The organism is Streptomyces sp. GL_141 (genome assembly GCF_057834385.1).
This window is the reverse complement of record NZ_CM174402.1, coordinates 8,087,591-8,105,855: the sequence shown is the minus strand read 5'-3', so window position 1 is coordinate 8,105,855 and position 18,265 is coordinate 8,087,591. Positions and strand designations below refer to the sequence as shown.

The 18,265-nt window shown below is 71.2% G+C and carries 11 protein-coding genes and 1 pseudogene; 10 read left to right on the top strand and 2 right to left on the bottom strand.

Annotated elements, in window-relative coordinates:
- Positions 1 to 263: 263 nt before the first annotated feature.
- From AC3IX6_RS36095 to AC3IX6_RS36085, 3 genes are all read left to right on the top strand, one after another.
- Complete coding sequence (locus AC3IX6_RS36095) at positions 264 to 1,865, top strand: DUF8189 domain-containing protein (protein ID WP_489367491.1); 1,602 nt, start codon at positions 264 to 266, stop codon at positions 1,863 to 1,865.
- A gap of 176 nt (positions 1,866 to 2,041) precedes the next feature.
- Positions 2,042 to 3,214 (top strand): serine hydrolase domain-containing protein, encoded by a 1,173-nt coding sequence (locus AC3IX6_RS36090; RefSeq protein WP_489367489.1) that lies wholly within the window; start codon positions 2,042 to 2,044, stop codon positions 3,212 to 3,214.
- A 74-nt stretch (positions 3,215 to 3,288) separates the two neighbouring features.
- On the top strand, positions 3,289 to 4,407 hold the full coding sequence (locus tag AC3IX6_RS36085) for an alpha/beta hydrolase (protein ID WP_489367488.1): 1,119 nt from the start codon (positions 3,289 to 3,291) through the stop codon (positions 4,405 to 4,407).
- Between the two features lie 34 nt (positions 4,408 to 4,441).
- Here the strand turns inward: AC3IX6_RS36085 and AC3IX6_RS36080 are convergent, their stop codons facing one another.
- Entirely contained in the window at positions 4,442 to 7,807 is a 3,366-nt protein-coding gene (locus AC3IX6_RS36080) for an NB-ARC domain-containing protein (RefSeq protein ID WP_489367487.1), read from the bottom strand.
- A 710-nt stretch (positions 7,808 to 8,517) separates the two neighbouring features.
- Here AC3IX6_RS36080 and AC3IX6_RS36075 point away from each other — a divergent pair.
- Positions 8,518 to 10,563, top strand: a complete 2,046-nt coding sequence (locus AC3IX6_RS36075) for an RICIN domain-containing protein (protein ID WP_489367486.1) — start codon at positions 8,518 to 8,520, stop codon at positions 10,561 to 10,563.
- Between the two features lie 85 nt (positions 10,564 to 10,648).
- Complete coding sequence (locus AC3IX6_RS36070) at positions 10,649 to 11,272, top strand: hypothetical protein (protein ID WP_489367485.1); 624 nt, start codon at positions 10,649 to 10,651, stop codon at positions 11,270 to 11,272.
- Here AC3IX6_RS36070 and AC3IX6_RS36065 read toward each other — a convergent pair.
- Positions 11,269 to 12,183, bottom strand: a complete 915-nt coding sequence (locus AC3IX6_RS36065; protein ID WP_489371728.1) for an EamA family transporter — start codon at positions 12,181 to 12,183, stop codon at positions 11,269 to 11,271. The two genes, AC3IX6_RS36070 and AC3IX6_RS36065, sit on opposite strands and share 4 nt — an antisense overlap.
- Before the next feature lie 9 nt (positions 12,184 to 12,192).
- On the opposite strand from AC3IX6_RS36065, the pseudogene AC3IX6_RS36060 reads away from it, so the two are divergent.
- The 5 genes and pseudogenes from AC3IX6_RS36060 to AC3IX6_RS36040 all read left to right on the top strand — a co-directional run.
- A pseudogene (locus tag AC3IX6_RS36060) lies at positions 12,193 to 12,612 on the top strand (SDR family oxidoreductase); the annotation flags it as partial.
- Positions 12,613 to 12,780: 168 nt separating this feature from the next.
- The gene (locus AC3IX6_RS36055) at positions 12,781 to 13,737 is read left to right on the top strand and encodes a nucleoside hydrolase (RefSeq protein WP_489367483.1); all 957 of its coding nucleotides are present in this window, start codon (positions 12,781 to 12,783) and stop codon (positions 13,735 to 13,737) included.
- Positions 13,738 to 13,746: 9 nt separating this feature from the next.
- Positions 13,747 to 14,130: a VOC family protein gene (locus AC3IX6_RS36050; protein ID WP_489367482.1), complete on the top strand. Its 384-nt coding sequence runs from the start codon at positions 13,747 to 13,749 to the stop codon at positions 14,128 to 14,130.
- Between the two features lie 303 nt (positions 14,131 to 14,433).
- On the top strand, positions 14,434 to 15,369 hold the full coding sequence (locus AC3IX6_RS36045; protein ID WP_489367481.1) for a cyclase family protein: 936 nt from the start codon (positions 14,434 to 14,436) through the stop codon (positions 15,367 to 15,369).
- Between the two features lie 105 nt (positions 15,370 to 15,474).
- Positions 15,475 to 18,246: a SpoIIE family protein phosphatase gene (locus AC3IX6_RS36040; protein WP_489367480.1), complete on the top strand. Its 2,772-nt coding sequence runs from the start codon at positions 15,475 to 15,477 to the stop codon at positions 18,244 to 18,246.
- Positions 18,247 to 18,265: the final 19 nt, after the last annotated feature.

Here is an 18,265-nt window from a genome sequence, read left to right as displayed (position 1 = left end):
GTCGTCTAGGCCGGGCCTGCCGGAAGCCGCCGACCGCCTTGGGGCCTGTCGTCAAACTCCCGTCGTCGCCCGTCGCGAGGCAGGGGGAGTTTGACGACACCCCCTAGCGGGAGGGGCCTCGGGTGACCATCCGTAATGCTCCGGATCCCCGGGCCGTGTCCCTCTCGGTAGCTTTCGGCGCGATCACACGGCGACCCGGCGCGACCGCGGCGGGTCCCCCCTTTCCGCACGTGCCTCGTACCGCTACCGACCAGGAGCCCGTTGTGAGCGCACACCATCCCTCCCGCAGAGCACTTCTCAGAACCGCCGGTGGACTTTCGGCCGCGATATCCCTCGCGGGCGCGAACGTCCTCGCGACGGGATCCGGGGCCAGTGCCGCCGGAAACGGCATCGGTCTCCGCTCCGCCCAGTCCGTCCAGTCGGACGTGGGCGGCCCGATCACCCGCGACGAGATCCTGATCCGCGCCCAGCACTGGGTGGATCTGAACGTCTACTACAACCAGAACGACTCCCACCCGGACCTGGAGGGCAGGCACTACCGCACCGACTGCTCGGGCTTCGTCTCCATGGCACTGCACTTGCCCTCCTCCCCGAGTACGGTCTACCTCTCCGAGTTCCTGGACCCGATCGCCTGGGAGGATCTGAAGCCGGGTGACGCCGTCGGCACCCTCGGGCCGGGAACCGGAGGCGACGCGGGACATGTCGTCCTGTTCGCCGGCTGGGCCAACCGCGAGCACACGCGCTTCTTCACCATGGAGGAGATGGGCGGGGCGGGGTCCGTCAGATATGAGCGGCCGATCAACTACACCACCAGCGGAGGCCAGTTCACCGCCGCTCCGTACCGCTACAAGAGGGTTGTCGAGGCTCCTTCCCACCATGCCTCCAGCCCGGCCGAGACGGGCCGTGTGGTGTCGGCGCGGTCGGCCGACGGCCGGCTGGAGACCTTCGCGGCCGGAGCCGACGGGGTCTACCACGCCTGGCAGACCGAGGTGAACGGCGGCTGGTCGGCCTGGCGTCCGCTCGGCGGTCCGCGCAACGCGCAGATGGCGATCGTGCCCAACGCCGACGGTCGGCTGGAGCTGCTGGCGATCAACGGCGACACGGCCCAGCACATGTATCAGACCGGCCCGTCCAGGGACTGGTCCGGCTGGCAGGGATTCGGCACCGGTGGTCGGTACATCGCCGCCGGAACGAATGCCGACGGCCGTATCGAGGTCTTCGCTTCCGGCCCGAAGGGCGTGTACCACCGGTACCAGACCGCCCCGAACGCCGGCTGGTCGGGCTGGGAATTCACCGGCGGCGGCCCCGTCGACGCCCGTCTGGAAATGGAGAGGTCCCCCGACGGACGCCTCGAGGTATTCGCCCTGAACGGCACGGTCTTCGAGCACCAGTACCAGCTCGCCCCCAACGGTGGCTGGTCCGCCTGGGAACACTTCGGAGGAGGCGGCCACGATCTGACGGTGGACCACAATGCCGACGGGCGTCTCGAGGTGTTCGCCTCCGGGCCGGAGGCCATTTTCCACCGGTACCAGGAAAGCCCGACCTCCTGGTCAGGCTGGGTGAGAACCGGCGGCCCGGGCAACTCGAAGCTCACCAGCGAGCGCACCGCCGACGGCCGGGTGGAGGTCTTCGCCATCAGCGATGGGACCGCCGTCCACGCCTGGCAGACCGGGATCAACGCCCCCTTCCACGACTGGGTCACCATCGGCACCGGCGGCACGGACATCACCGCCGCCACCAACGCCGACGGCCGCATCGAGGTCTTCGGAACCAGCCGTGCGGGCGTCTACCACACCTGGCAGACCGGCTTCTCCGACTGGGCCCAGTGGGCGTGGCTCAACGGTTCCGGCCCCGCGATCAGCTGACGGGGGTGGCCGGCGGGGCCGGGGCATCGCCTGGAACTCCGGCCCCGCTGTCACTCCGGATGGTTCCGGGTGCCCCGCCCCTCCCCCGGCTCCTAGTTTGTGGCCCAGCCAGTCCCGGCAGTTCCGGCCCTTCCGGCCCTTCCGGCAGACGTTTCCCTCCATGAGGAGCAGGTTCGATGAAGTCGAAGTTGAAGTCGACCGCGTTACGGTTCTCGCTCGCCCTCGGTGTCACCGGTGCGCTCCTGGCGGTGCCCACGGCCGCACAGGCCCAGGCACAGACCCCGACCCAGACCCCGGCCCGGGCGACCGCGGACCACTCCGCCACGCTCGCGGCCCTCAACGAGCTGAAGGCGGGCGGCGGTCCCGGGGCGGGCGTGTACGCGGGGACCCGCGACGCCTCGTGGAACCTCTCCACCGGCACCGCCACCATCAACACCAACGATCCGATCGGCCCGGACGAGTACTACCGCGTCGGGAGCCAGTCGAAGACCTTCACCGCCGTCGCCGTACTGAAGCTCACGGAGGCGAAGGGGATCGGCCTCGACGAACCCATCGAGCGGCACCTGCCCGGTGTGGTCTCCGTCAACGGCTACGACGGCAACCGCATCACCATCCGGCACCTCCTCCAGCAAACCAGCGGCATACCGGGGAACGGCCTCCCGCTCGCCCAGGCCCGCCCGGACGGCTCGTACACGCTCGCGGCCCTGGTGAAGGACGGACTGCGCTTCGCCCCGGCCTCCCAGCCGGGCGCCGCCTTCCACTACTCGAACACCAACTACGAGATCCTCGGCATGCTGGTCGAGAAGATCACCGGCCTGCCCGTGCACCAGGCCGTCACCCAGCAGGTGATCCAGCCCCTCGGCCTGGCCCACACCCGCTTCCCCGCCCCCACGGACCGCGCCGTGCCGAGCCCGGCGATCCACGGCTACCGGGGCACCCGGATCGGCTCGTTCTTCTTCTGGTTGGACGGGACGGCGTTCGAACCGTCCACCTTCTACGGCTCCGGCGCCGTCATCTCCACGCTGCGGGACATGACCGCCTTCTACCAGTCGATCGTCGACGGCACGGCGCTCTCGCCCGCGAACCTCACCGAGATGGAGAGGACCTTCGAGCTCGGCCAGCCCGGCTCGGGGAACGGCTACGGCCTCGGGATGGTCAAGATCGCCCTCCCCTGCGGCGGCACGGCCTGGGGACACGACGGAGCCGTCCCCGGATACTACTCTCGGACGCTCGTGACCGAGGACGGGCGGCACGCCTCCGTCATGACCAACGCGCATCTCGCCACGAACATCCCGGGCGCGCAGATGTACAAGACCCTGACCAGCGCCCTGTGCGAAACGCCGTCCTGACCCCGACCCCGACCCTGCCCCTGCCCCTGCCCCTGCCCCACCCCGAGACCAGCCTCACAGAAGGGAGAACCACCGTGCGATCCCAGCGATCCCTGCGCACCGGCGCGGCCGGCCTCCGCGCCGCGGTACGGGCCACCGCGCTGACGGCCGCCGCCGTGGCGGCGGTCGCGGCGACCGCCCTCACCGGCTCCGCGGCCCACGCCGTCGGCCTCGCCGACGCCCCCACCATCCCGGCCTTCACCGACGGACAGGGTCTGACCCAGGTCACCGGAGCCACTGAGGTGCGCTCCGGGACCGACTTCACCCTCACCGTCACCACGCCGCAGCTCTCCGGCCGGCACAAGGTACGGGTCTTCCTGCCGAGCGGCTACTACGCCGAGCCGGACAAGCGCTGGCCGGTGACGTACTTCCTGCACGGCGGTGGCGGCACCGTGAACGACGCGGCCGCGGCCCCGGCCCTGCGGGACGACCGGATGATCACGATCGTCCCGGACGGCGGCCTGAAGGGCTGGTACGCGAACTGGCGCATGCAGAACACCGCCGAGGGCGCCGCCAACTGGGAGACCTTCCACCTCCTGCAGGTGGTCCCCTTCATCGACGCCAACCTGCGGACCCTGCCCGACCGCGGCCACCGCGCGGTCGTCGGCCTGTCCATGGGCGGCTTCGGAGCTCTGCACTACGCCCAGGCCCGCCCCGACCTGTTCGGGCGTGTCGCCTCCCTGTCCGGGGGCATCGACTTCGGCCTGTGGGAGGTCCGTGCCGCGGTGCTGGCCACGGAGCTCAACCTCACCGGCGCCTGGTGCGCCTCCACCACTTCGGGTACCGGCAACTGCACCGGGTACGGGCCGGTGGTGGACAGCGACGCGATCTTCGGCTCGCCGTACCCGATCTTCAACGACCGGATCTGGAACGAGGTCAACCCCGCCTCGCTCGCCAACCTGGGCAAGCTCTCCAACACCGGGGTCACCCTCTACACCGGCAACCAGGGTCCGATCGACGCCAGGACGGCGGTCGCCTCCACCAACGTCGCGAACCGCCTGAACCAACTGGGCATCCCGAACCGCTTCGTCAACTACGGCAACGGCTCCGCCCTGTCGCCCACCTGCAAGGGCGACCACGCCTACACCTGCTGGGCCCCGGCCCTCGCCGACTACATCCCCCGCCTCGCGAACGAGTTCGCCCAGACCGGCTGAAGCACCCCGCTCGGCCAACCCGATCGGAGCCGCTTCATGCGCGGAACGTGAAGAGGTACACCCCCTGATCGCCACCTACCGCGAGTTCGTGATCGGGACCCCAGGCACATGACTGCAGGTGGCCCTCCGCTCTGGCGATGACCGCGGTGTGCCGGTCCACCGCGTTCCAGATCCGCAGGGTCTTGTCGGTGCTGGTGGTGGCGAACCAGGCACCGTCCGGAGCGATCGCCACCGATGTCACCGAGTCGGTGTGGCCGGTGAGGGTTGCCGTGCGGGCACCGGTCGCCCGGTTCCAGATCCGCAGGGTCTGGTCGGTGCCGGCGGTCGCGAGCCAGGTACCGTCCGGAGCGATCGCCACCGACGTCACGGGGCCGGCGTGCCGGGTGGCGATGACGGTGCAGGCGCCGGTTCCCCGGTCCCAGATCCGCAGGGTCTGGTCGGTGCCGACGGTCGCGAGCCAGGTACCGTCCGGAGCGATCGCCACCGACGTCACCGTCGTGGCGTGACCGGTGAGCACGGCGGTACAGGCACCGGTCGAGCAGTCCCACAAGCGCGCCACTCCATTCTGGTCAGTGGTGGCGAGCCACGTGCCGTCCGGTCCGACCGCCATTGCGGTCACCCCTGCGTTGTGTCCGGTAAGGGTCGCGATGCAGGCACCGGTTGCCCGGCTCCAGAGGCGCACGATCTTGTCGTCGCCGGCGGTGGCGAGCCATCTGCCGTTCGGCGCGATCACCGCTGCGATCACGATGGTGCGGTCGGTGAGGATCTCGGTCCAACTGCCGGGCGCCCGGTGCCAGACCCCGACGGTCCTGTCGTTCCTGACGGCGGCGAGCCACGTTCCGTCCGGGGCGACCGCTACCGCACCGACTCCTCCGATGCGACCTGGGCTGGGGTTCGCCGGAGCCAGGAGCGGGTCCCAGACGCGCACGGTCGTGTCCCGGCTGGTGGTGGCGAGCCAGGTACCGTCGGGCGCGATCGCCACCGAGGTCACGGCATCGGTGTGGCCGGTGAGGGTAGCCGTGCAAGCACCCGTCGCCCGGTCCCAGATCCGAATCGTCATGTCCCCACTGGTGGTGGCGAGCCAGGTACCGTCGGGCGCGATCGCCACCGAGGTCACGGCATCGGTGTGGCCGGTGAGGGTAGCCGTGCAAGCACCCGTCGCCCGATCCCAGATCCGGACGGACATGTCCCGGCTGATGGTGGTGAGCCAGGTACCGTCCGGCGCGATCACCACCGAGGTCACGGCATCGGTGTGGCCGGTGAGGGTAGCCGTGCAAGCACCCGTCGCCCGATCCCAGATCCGGACGGACATGTCCCGGCTGATGGTGGTGAGCCAGGTACCGTCCGGCGCGATCACCACCGAGTTCCCGGCGTCGGTCAGGGTATTGCTGCATGCATCGGTCGCCCGGTCCCAGAGCTTCACGGTGTGGTATTCGGTGGTGGCGAGCCAGGTGCCGTCCGGAGCGATCACCACCGAGTGCGGCCTTTCGGCCCAGCCGCCAAGGAGGTCCATGTAACCGGTGTGGCCGCTGAGGGTGGCGGTGCAGCTGCCGGTTGCCGGATCCCAGAACTGCACGGTCATGTCGTACTTGACGGTGGCGAGCCACGTGCTGCCCGGTCCGATCATCACCCTGCTCCCTTCGGCCAGGCTATCGGTAACGGCGGCGGTGCTGACGCCGGTGGCCCGGTCCCAGATCCGCACCCTCCTGTCGTGGCTGGCCGTGGCCAGCCACGTGCCGTCGGGGGCGACCGCCATCGAGGTTCCGCCGCTGGTGAAGGTGGCGGTGCAGACACCGGTCACCCGGTCCCAGATCCGCACGGTCGTGTCGTAGCCGGTCGTGGCCAGCCACGTGCCGTCCGGCCCGATCACTACCGAGGTCACGTAGTTGGTGTGACCGATGAGCGTCCGCTCCAAAGCCGGAGCGGCGTCAGGCAGCGGCCACTGGGCTTCGAGGCAGGGACGCCGGGTGGGGTCCTCGTGGTGCGCGGTGACTTGGGGTTGCCAGTGGGGATGGGTGCCCAGGCGGGTGTGCAGGACCCCGGTGAGGGCCTGGGGCGGGTCGGTGGGGCCCAGCAGATGCGTGATCTGGGCGAGGCTGCGGGCGAGTGGACGCGTGTGAGCGGTGTCGATGCCGGTGAGGTCGCTCCACGGCGCGGTGGGTCCGCGCTGGGCGAGACGGGAATCCACCCAGCGCAGGTCGCCGGCGACGGCCTCGGCCAGGGTGACGCGTCCGGCCGCGACGAGGTGGTCGATGAGATGGTCCGGCAAGTAGCCGTCCGTGAGCTGCCACCAGGCGCGTCCAGGGTCCGGCTGGGCCGGGGCAAGGGGCTGGGCCGCCGGCAGGTGGGCGGCGACCGAATCCACGAGGAGAGCATGGGTGCGGGTCAGACCGGCCGGGCCCAGAACACCGCGGAGGTAGTCACGGACCACGTCGTGCATCCTGACCCTGCCATCGTCCACCTGATCCAGGAAGATCAAGGACAGCCGCTCCAGCTTCCGGCACAGCCTGCGGGTCTGCTCCATCGTCAGCCCACCACTCGCTTCCCACAGCCGGGCGATGACAGGAACGGGCACGGACTCGTCCTCGGCGAACACCCCCAGCTCCGTGAAGCGTTCCGGGCCCCCCGGCGGCAGGAGGGTGGTCGCGGCCTCCATCGATGCCCTGACGGCCTGGTTGCGCTGGCGAGGGTCGTCGAGGTCCCAGGTCACGGCCGGGTCGTCCACGGCGCCGGGACCGTTCATGTACAGCCGTTGCAGGGTCTCCTCGGCGGTGGCGACGGGGTCGGCGCCGCCGGCGCACTGCTCGGCGATCAGGCGGTTGGTCAGCCTCAGCAGGAGGGCCCACCGGCCGCTGGCCCGCAAGAGGTCATCGACCAAGGACGCGGGCAGGGGCGGGAGATTCCAGACCAGGACGGCCTTGGCCTGATCCTGCGACATCTGGTCGACCTGAATGGCACGGGCACCACCCGGCAGCAGAGACGGGTTGCGGGTCGTGACCAGACGAACGCAGTCACTACCCCCCATGAGGAAGGGGGCCAGCTGCTCCTCCTCCCAGACGTCGTCGAGCACCAGCAGCGTGCGCGGCCGCTGGTCGAGAAGCCGGCCGAGGTGAGCCCCGGCCAGACTGGGATCCGAGAATTCGGTGGTGTCCCCGGTGATGAACCGGGTGACCTCGGCGACCTTGGCGGACACGGCCGCCCGGCCACGGACGTCCCGGCCGATGGTCACGGGGTAGATCCGCGAGCGGAAGTGCCGCCGCACCACCTTGCGGGTGCACACCGCGTTCGCCAAGGACGTCTTGCCGAAACCGCCCGCGCCCCACAGAGAAGTGGTGATGCCCACCGCCTGGCCCCCACCGCACACCGCCACGGCTGCGGCCGTGGTCTGATCACGATCCACGAACCACTCGGGAACGACCGCCGGGGGCGGCGGCGGAGGATCGCTCCGGCCGGCTGGTGTACGCACCTGCAACCGTGCCGCGACACCACCCGTCACGACGGCCAGCACACCGAAGACACCGACGGACCGCCACGGATGCTGACGCAGTTCGTCAAGGATCCACGGCCACCGCGCAGTGGACGTGGCGGCGTTCCCCGCCAGGGCCATCACAACAGCCAGCGCAACGCCCAGACCGGCAAGCGCCACCACGGCCACTGCCCACACACGTGCACGCAAGCCGTCCCCCCAAGAACAGTCCCCCCGAGACCTTAGCCAGATCAACTCCCCACTCCCAGGGGAACGCCACAGGACCAGTGGAAGCGGCACGCGCCACCGTGCTCCGTCGGGCCGACCGGGCAGCGTCTTCCTCACGGGTCGTGACCAGGGGAATTCGACAGGTAGTAATTAGGTGAATCCTTGACTGAATTCCCGTCAATAAGACTCCACTTGTTATCTCGATTAGATAACGACTGCCCCCGATAAGGCCTGGACCAATACCGCATGACGCGCGTAACTTCCCTAATTTTATTGCTTGTTGAGTGTTCATCAGATCCGACGGACAGGTAACGGAACGATTTCTCGAACCGCACCCCTCTTTGTCCGAATTCTCCGCCGCATTCGTCTGGCAGGCTTCCGCGCACCCACTCATCCGACGTTCACTTGAGGTGCCCATGACAGAACGACGCAGACGGCGTGAACACCGCCGCAAGCCGCGGCGGTTGATGCTCCTCACCGCCGCCATGGCCTCGGCGGCGGTGATCGCCGCCGGCATCACCTACTCCGGACTCGGGGATGGCGCCCAGGCCGTGTCCGTACAAGCCGGTGCGGAGGCCGCCGCGCCGGCCGCCGCGCCCGCCCGGGACCAGGAGCCCGAACCCCTCGCGGCCGCACCCGCCAACGAGAGCGCGCGCGGCATGGTCTACGACGGCCTCGCCCCCGCCCCGAAGGGCGACCGGTGCGCCGGCGTCTACCGGACCGGCGCGGGTCTGTGCACCCACGGCCCCGACGCCCCGCCCAAGGGCGTCGACATAACGAAGGACATCGCGCCCGCCGTCAAGGCCTCGGCACCGGCGGCCGACCCGGCCCGCCCCGCCGCCGACGACCCGGCGGCCGGCGAAGGCGGCGGGCGTCCTCAGGACGCGCCCGCGGCCGACGCCGACCGCGCGGCCGACAAGTCCGCCGCGCCCGCGCCCTCCGCCGCCGGCCAGACCGTCGCCGCCGGCCCCTCGGGCCAGACCGTCCAGTGCGACGGAGACGGGAGCACGGGCAACCGCGTCCAGGTCGTGTACGTCCACGGCCCCGGCCGTGACCGCTACTCCGAGTACGTGGCCTCGTTCCGCAAATGGGCGGCCGACGCCGACCTCATCTACTCCGCCAGCGCCCAGGAGACCGGAGGCGTCCGGCACATCCGCTACGTGACGTCCGCCGACTGCACCCCGACCGTGCTCAACATCGAGCTCCCGGACTCCGCGCTCGCCGAGTTCAGCGCGACCAACGCCGCCCTCGCCGGCAAGGGGCTCGACCGCCGCGACCGCAAGTACATGATCTTCGCGGACACCAAGGTCTACTGCGGCATAGGCACCTTCAACGGCGACGAGCGGCCCGGCCAGGCCAACCTGAGCAACTTCGGTCCCTCCTACGGGCGTACGGACTCCGGCTGCTGGGGCGGCCACACCGCGGCGCACGAACTCGGCCACAACCTGGGCGCGGTCAACAACAGCGCCCCGAACACCAGCCGCGGCGCGCACTGCACCGACGAGTTCGACGTCATGTGCTACTCGGACACCCCGTACTACCCGCAGATGCGCAACATCTGCACCAACCAGGCCTCCGAGAACATCCTGGACTGCAACCACGACGACTACTTCCACACCAGCCCCAAGGCCGGCAGCTACCTCTCCAAGCACTGGAACATCGCCGACAACCAGTTCCTGATGAAGAACAAGGGCGGCGGCACCGACCCCGGGCCGAACCCGAGCCCCTCGCCGACCAAGAAGCCCACGCCCACCCCGACCAAGAAGCCCACGGGCGGACCGGCCGTGACGGTCGGCCAGATCCAGTCGGACTCCGCCGTCGTGAGCTGGCCCAAGGTCGAGGGAGCGGCCTGGTACCAGGTCCTGCTGAACGGCAAGCACCTGGGCTGGGTCCAGTCCCCGGTGCTGCGCGTCTACAACCTCCGGCCCGACACCGCCTACACCGTCGCCGTCTCCGTCCGCGACAGCGCCGGCCGGGACAGCGGAGCGGGCAAGACCACTTCCTTCCGTACGAAGGGCACGGGCGGCGGCGCGACCACCCCCGGAACCCGGTACCTGCTCGGGAACGGCAGCACCGGCATGGCCGCCGAGGTGTGGGGCGGGCGCGGCGCCGACGGCACCGTGCTCGTCGGGGCGCGCTCCAACGGGTACGCGCAGCAGCAGTGGTACTTCGACGACGCGGGCGGCGGACTGGTCCGCATCCGCTCCGCGGTCTCCGGCAAGTGCCTGCAGCCGGGCGGTGCTCCCGCCGCGGGCATGTGGATCGCGCAGCAGCCCTGCGGCCGCGCCGGTGCGCAGAGCTGGAAGCTGACCACCCGCGGTGGTGGGGTGAGCGTCACCGACCCGAGCGGCGGCTTCGCGCTGACCGTGAGCAGCCGTCCCTACTACGGGAACTGGCTGCTCGACCTCCAGCGCGCGGACGGCCGGGCCCCACAGGTCTGGACCGTGCAGAAGGTCGGCTGACCCCGACGGCCCTGAAGTCCCCTCCGGCGGACGGCCGCGTCGCGCGGCCGTCCGCCGGCCCCTCACCCACCCGGAGCACGCCACGATGCGCATACGAATCGCTTTCCAGGCCGTCCTGACCGCCGTCGGCCTGATCCTGCTGTCCCCGGCCGTGGCACACGCCCACGGCGACACCGTGAAGGTGGTGGTCACCGGGCAGCGGGAGGGCCACGTCACCGCGGACGTCACCTGGGAGAACGACGGCGACGCCGTCGAAGAGGCGGTCGCCGCCACCGTGAACGCGGTCAGCGCCGACGGCTCCCGCACCCTGGGGCCCTGGCGGCTGGTGCGCGATCCCGCCGCGACGCCGGCCGGCTGGACCACGGCCGAGTCCCTGCCGCCCGGTGCCTGGAAGGTCAGCGTGGACGTGGGCTTCCCCGCCCTCGGACACGGCGAACTCGAAGTCGGCGTACCGGTGGTGGACCCGGCCCCGACCACCGGCACCCCGGCTCCCCGCCCCGCCGAGCCGTCCTCCGCGCCGACCGGGACACCACCGCCGACCGGGACGCAGGCACAGACCCCGACGCCGACACCTGCGACGGCCCCCGAGGCCCCGGCGGAACCCACCACGGGTCCCGCCGTCTGGTGGACGACGGCAGGAGTGGCCGCAACGGCCCTGGCCGGGGCGGCCGTCGGCATCCTCCTGCGCCGCAGGCGGGCGCGCGGCTAGACCGTCCCTTTCGGGTCTGCTCTCAACTCCGCGTAGTCAGCACCGAATCGGCACGGGACGGGTTGCGAGGGGTACTGGCAGGGGGGTGTGCGCGGACGCGTGCGGATCGGCGTGTTCCGGTCCCCAGATATGTGGCGGCGACGGAAGCGCAGGCGACCGCGGCGATGCCGAGCCACTGGGGCCAAGCGAGGTGCTGCCCGAGGATGAGCAGGCCGAACAGGGCGCCCGCGGCCGGCTCCAGGCTGGTCAGGACGCCGAACACACGGGGCGGGATCCGGCCGCGGGGCTTCCAGGTTGAGCGAGTACGGCAGCACGCTGGAGCCGATGGCCACGGCGGCCGCGATCCCCAGTACGTAGGGGTCCAACAGGGAGCCGCCCGCGTGCGAGATGCCGTGGGGGGCGCTCAGCAGAGCCGCCCAGATGATGGCCACGGCCAGACCCTGGCCGCCAAGGCGGGTGGCCATGCGGGCGGAGACGAGGATGTATCCGGCCCAGCAGCATGCCGCCACCACGGCCAGCGCGAGTCCTTGCCAAGGGAGGGAGCCCGTGTCCGTGCCGCTGAGCAGGGCGACACCGCCTGCCGCCAAACACGCCGGCAGCAGGTCGATCACGCGGCGGGAGCCGGCCAGCGCGATGGTGAACGGGCCGAGGAATTCGATCGTGGCGACGATCCCGAGCGGGACCTGACCGACGGCTTCGAAGAAGGCGATGTGGTGCGCCGCGAGCAGGGTCCCGGCGGCGATCACCGTCATCCAGGACCCCTTCACCGTGTTCGAGTTCTTCCGGCGCGGTCGCCACAGCAGGCACAGCAGCACACCGGCGATCAGCAGCCTGGGGAACACCACCCCGTCCGCCCCCGCCTGGGGATAGGCATGGGGCGCGAGGGCCGCGCCGAACTGGATTCCGCACACGCTGAACAGTGGGACCCGATGATCGACGTGAACGTGCGGGGCGTGCTGTACGGGATCGCCGCCGCCCTGCCCGTGATGCGCGCCCAGGGCGGCGGGCACTTCGTGAACGTCGCCTCCGTCGGTGCGTACGAGGTGTCGCCCACCGCGGCTGTCTACTGCGCGACCGAGTTCGCCGTCCGAGCTGTTTCCGAAGGGCTGCGCCAGGAGTCGGACGGCTCGGTCCGGGTCACTCTGGTCTCTCCGGGCGTGACCGAGTCCGAGCTGGCCGAAGGGATCTCCGATCCTGTTGCGAGGGAGGCCATGAAGGCCTGTCGAGCCGTGGCGCTTCCGGCATCCGCCATCACCGAGGCCATTGCCTGTGCCGTCGCCCAACCGGCCGGGGTCGACGTCAACGAAATCGTCGTGCGTCCTGCCGCGAGCGCCCGGTGACCGCCGGGAAGGCCGGGACACGCGGGTGCTCGGCCCCAACCGGCGGGCCCAGCGGGAGCTACCGGTGCTCCCCCGGCTCTTCCCAGCCACTCCCCGGGCGCCTCCTGGTCACGGGCCCGGGACGGCGCCACACTGGAGGGCCCACGACCCCGCACCGGCAGGAGCGACGTGCCCGTCCCGATCATCATCGACTGCGATCCCGGACACGACGACGCCCTCGCGATCCTGCTGGCGGCCGGGGACCCTGCGGTCGATCTGCTGGCCATCACCACGGTCGCGGGCAATCAGACGCTCGACAAGACCACTCTGAACGCTCGGCGTGTGTGCACGGTGGCCGGGATCACCGATGTGCCCATCGCGGCGGGCTGCGGCAGGCCGCTCGTCCAGGCGCTCAGCGTCGCGGAGGACGTGCACGGAGCCTCCGGCCTCGACGGGCCCATGTTCCCGGAACCCACCGTGGACGTCGTCCCGGAGCACGCGGTGGACCTCATCCACCGGATGCTGACCGGGCATCCGGAGCCGGTCACCCTCGTACCGACGGCGCCGTTGACCAATATCGCCCTCCTGTTGACCCGCTTTCCGCAGGACGCTTCCCGCATCCGCGAGATCGTCCTGATGGGCGGATCGACGGAGCGGGGCAACCGGACCCCGGCAGCCGAGTTCAACATCCTCTCGGATCCGGAGGCCGCGGACATCGTCTTCCGCAGCGGCGTGCCCGTCACCATGTGCGGTCTCAACGTCACTCATCAGGCACTGGCCACGCCCGAGGTGGTGGCCCGCTTCGAGGGGCTCGGTACGCCCCTCGGACACATGTGCGCCGAGTTGCTGGCCTTCTTCGCGTCCACGTACCGCACGCTGTGGGGGTTCCCGCACCCGCCGTTGCACGACCCCGTCGCGGTGGCCCGGGTCATCGATCCCGGGCTCGTGCACTGCGTGGACGCGAACGTCGTCGTGGAGTTGCACGGCCGGTACACGCGCGGCGCCACGGTGGTGGACCTGCAGCGTGACGGCGTCCGCCCGGTCAACGCCCGAGTCGCGGTGGGTTTGGAGATCGACCGGTTCTGGGACCGGATGATCGCCGCCGTCACGGCCCTCGGAGCCCGTACGCCGCGTGAGCGAGGATAGGGGGTCACGGTGCATGTACTGGGCAGCAGGATTCTGCTGCGTCCCACGGACCCCGAGCGCTCACGCGCCTTCTACGGTGACACCCTGGGGCTCGCCGTCTACCGCGAGTTCGCCTCCGGCCCCGAGCGGGGGACGGTCTACTTCCTCGGCGGCGGGTTCCTCGAGGTATCGGGGCGCGCCGAGGCTCCGCCCGCGCCCGGTCTTCAACTGTGGCTCCAAGTCGCCGACGTGCAGGCTGCGTACGAGGAACTGCGCGGCCGGGGCATCGAGATGCTGCGGCCGCCACGGCGCGAGGCATGGGGCCTGATCGAGATGTGGATCGCCGACCCCGACGGCGTGCGCATCGCCGTGGTGGAGGTGCCGGCGGACCACCCGCTGCGCTTTCGCCCGTGACCGGATTCGGGCTCGCCGCCTGCACGTCGGGCCGGTCGGCCACCTGCCGCTGGCCGCGCTCATCCCGCACAGCGGCTGACCGCGCCGGTGGCGTTGCGGAGCGCCCCTCGGACATCCCCGACGATCATCCAGACCCCGTGCCGGATCCGGACCGCGTCGTACGGATCACCGCCGCCCGGCGGCATGCCCGCCACTCAGGTTCACCGGTCCCCGCGGAGGTCCGGCCGCTGCCGGCAGCGGGTACGGATGCGGAAACGGCGGGCCGCCCCCCGCCGCCCGTCGAGTCTGGAGCGCCGCGAACCCTTGAGCACCAACCCCGTGGAGACCCCCCGGATCTCCCGTCAGGAATTCGACGCCCTCTTCGCCGAGGTCCGTACGTGGGGCCGCTGGGCCCCCGCCGACCGGGGCGCCTGGAACCGGGTCACCCCGGACCACGTACGGCGGGCCGCCACCCTGGTCCGGGACGGTACGACGGTGCCCTTGGGGCTGCCCTGGAACACCCGGCCCGGCCCCGACAACACCAGGCCCGCCCTGCACTACATGTCCGACCTCGGCGATGTGGAGCCCCCGGAACCGTCCGCCCACAAGGACTTCCTCGCCGTCGACTACCACGGCAAGGCCGTCACCCACCTCGACGCACTGTCACACATCGCCTACCAAGGGCAGCTCTACGAGGGACACCCGGCACGCGAGTTCATCGGCGCCGGCGGCGCCCGCTTCGGCTCGGTGGCGGCGCTCGGCCCGCTCGTCACCAGGGGTGTCCTCCTCGACCTGCCCGTCGTCCTCGGGGCCGACTGGCTGGAGCCCGGACAAGCCGTCCGCGCCCGTGACGTCATCGCCGCCGAGCGGGCACTCGATGTCGGGATCGACGACGGATGTGCGGTGCTGCTGCGCTCCGGCCGGTTCCGGCGCCGTCGGGAAATGGGCCCATGGGACGTCGACGCGGCGAGCGCGGGCTTCCATGTGGACGCGATGCCGCTGCTGGCCGAGCGTGCGATCAGTCTGCTCGGCGCGGACGGGGACAGCGACGTCCGGCCCTCCCCCGTCGAGGGCGTCCACTCTCCCGTCCACGCCCTCGCCCTCTCGGCCATGGGGGTCCCGCTGCTGGACAACCTGGACCTGGAGGCGCTGTCCGCCGCGTGCGCCGAAGCGGGACGTTACGAGTTCATGATCGTCGTGGCACCCCTCAATGTCCCCGGCGGGACGGGATCACCGGTCAATCCGGTCGCTCTCCTGTGAGGGTTCAAATAGCCAGGAATATACTCAGAACACACTGATGCGACTTTCATCGCACGGACTGCACGGACCACCTCGGACGCGCGCCGGCAAGGGGAAGTGATGCAGATGGGGGTCACGGGAGAGCAGATCGGTCCCGCACGCTCCCGTGAGCGATTCCTGGTGGGCGAGCCGGTCGCGACCGCCGTACGGACTCCGATCCTGAACTCGTGGCTGCGCTGTCGGCTGCTGGGACTGTCACCGGACCAGACCGAGCTGCCCTACCGGGACGACTTCGATCCGGACAGCCGACTCGTACGTGCCGCCGGACCCGTCCTCGACCAGTTGCAGTCCCGGTTCTCCGACAGCCGGATGAACATCTCCGTAGCCGACGAGAACGGCACGGTGCTCCAACGCCGCTTCGGCGATCCCGCCCTGGCCCGGAGCCTTCCCCCCATCCAGAGCGTCCCGGGCTTCGTCTTCGCCGAGCGGTTCGCCGGGACCAACGGCATCGGCCTCGCGCTGGCCGAACGGGGCCCCATCCAGGTCTACGGCGCGGAACACTTCGCCGAACGCGCCCAGTGGAACGCCTGCTGCGCCATCCCCATCCACGATCAGATCAGCGGGCGCATCGCGGGCGTGCTCTGCTTCGGCTACCCGCACGCCTACGAGCGCCCTGCCCTCGCCGTCCTGCTCCGCCGGGCCGCCGCGACGATCGAGCGGCGATTGACACGACAGACCTCGGCGCGCGAGCGGGGACTGCTGCGGGCGTACCTCGATGCCGAACGGCGCACCCTGCCGGGCAGGGGCACCCAGGACGGGCGCTTCGGCCGGGCGACCGTCCCTGCCGAGTCGGCCGGGCTGGACGAATGGGACGAACTGGTCGGTCCCGAGCTGGACCCGCACGATCAGGCGATCCTCAAGGACAGGGCGACGGAGCTGATCTCATCGTCCCGGCAGGCGACCGTCGACGTGGCACTCCCGCACGGCCGGGAGGCCACCCTGCTGAGCCGCGCGGTCACGAGCCGCTCCGGGGTGGAGGGAATGGTCGTCGAAGCCGTGCTCAGGAGCACCACGCCGCCGGTGCGCCACCTCTCCGTCGCGCCCCGCGCCGACACCTCCCCCGCTGGACCGCCGCCCGCCGAACCCGCGCACCGCACCGCCGAGCCCCGCCCCGCCACGGTCCGCGGCCTGGTGTTGGTGGGTGAGCCGGAAGTCGGGAAGTACGCCGTCGAGGCGCGGCGGCGCCTGGAACTCCTGGCCGAGTCCAGTACCCGCATCGGCACCACCCTGGACGTGAGCCGCACCTGCTGGGAGCTCGCCGAGATGGCGGTCCCGGCCCTGGCCGACTACGTCACCATCGACCTGCCCGAGGCGGTGCTGCGCGGGGACGACCCCGCCGGTCCCGGGACCGATCTGTACCGAACGGTGGTCCACGGCATCCGCGACGACTGCCCCTTCTACCCGACCGGACGGCATGTGGAGCTCCGCCCCGGTAATCCCGTCATGCGGTGCCTGACCGAAGGGCACGCGTTCCTGGAGCCCGAGCTGAAGTCCGCGGCCGGCTGGATCGCTCAGGACCCCGAGCGCGCCCGGCGGGTCATGGCGCGCGGCGTGCACTCCCTCATCGCCGTCCCGCTGCTCGCCCGCGGAGTCCTGCTGGGCATAGCGAGCTTCTACCGCTCGCAGGACCCCGCCCCCTTCGGGGACGACGACAGCCGGCTGGCCCAGGAACTCTCGGCCCGCGCCGCCCTGTGCATCGACAACGCCCGCCGCTACACCCGGGAACACGCCCTGGCCCTGGCGCTCCAGCGCAGCCTCCTCCCGCGCGGCATGCCCGAGCAGAGTGCCGTCGAGGTCGCCCACCGCTATGTGCCCGCCGAATCCGGAGTCGGAGGCGACTGGTTCGACGTCATCCCCCTGTCCGGCGCCCGCGTCGCCCTGCTCGTGGGCGACGTCGTCGGCCACGGACTGCACGCCGCCGCCACCATGGGGCGGCTCCGGACCGCCGCACGCAACTTCGCCGAACTGGAACTCGCCCCGGACGAGCTCCTCACCCACCTGGACAACCTCCTGGTCCGCCTGGACCGGGAGGAGGGCGACGACCACACCGCGGGCAGCACCGGCATCGTCGGCGCCACGTGCCTGTACGCCGTCTACGACCCCGTCTCGCGACAGTGCACCATGGCCAGGGCCGGCCACCTTCCGCCGGCCCTGGTCGATCCCGACGGCAGCGTGCGTTTCCCGGACCTGCCCGCCGGGCCCCCGCTGGGCCTGGGCGGTCTCCCCTTCGAGACGGCCGAGATCGTGCTACCCCAGGGCAGCACGCTCGTCCTCTACACCGACGGGCTCGTCGAGGATCGCCACCGCGACATCGACGCCTCCCTCGACCAGCTGCAGGAGATCCTGGCCCAGGTGGACCGGAGCCCCGAGAACACCTGTCGGGCGGTCATGGACGCCATGGCGCCCGAGCATCCCTCGGACGACATCGCCCTGCTCGTCGCCCGCACCCACACCCTGCCCGCCGACCGGATCGCGGCCTGGGACCTGACGGCCGACCCCGCGCGGGTCTGCGACCTCCGCGCCGCCGCGACCCGCCAGCTGACCCGCTGGGGGCTGGACGAACTCGCGTTCGCAGCCGAGCTGCTGCTCAGCGAGCTGGTCACCAACGCCATCCGCTACGGCACCGAGCCGATCCAGGTACGCCTGATCCACGACCGCGCGCTGATCTGCGAGGTCTCCGACGGCAGCAGCACCGCCCCGCACATGCGGCGGGCCGCCACCACGGACGAGGGCGGGCGCGGCCTGTTCCTCGTGGCGCAGCTCGCCCAGGCATGGGGCACCCGCTACACCCCCCACGGCAAGGTCATCTGGGCCGAATGCGCGCTGAATGCGGCGTAACGACCGTCATTCACGCAAT

Coding starts and splice junctions, on each gene's coding strand:
- AC3IX6_RS36090 (WP_489367489.1), top strand. CDS start 2,042: ATGAAGTCGAAGTTGAAGTCGACCGCGTTACGGTTCTCGCTCGCCCTC.
- AC3IX6_RS36040 (WP_489367480.1), top strand. CDS start 15,475: ATGGGGGTCACGGGAGAGCAGATCGGTCCCGCACGCTCCCGTGAGCGA.
- AC3IX6_RS36075 (WP_489367486.1), top strand. CDS start 8,518: ATGACAGAACGACGCAGACGGCGTGAACACCGCCGCAAGCCGCGGCGG.
- AC3IX6_RS36070 (WP_489367485.1), top strand. CDS start 10,649: ATGCGCATACGAATCGCTTTCCAGGCCGTCCTGACCGCCGTCGGCCTG.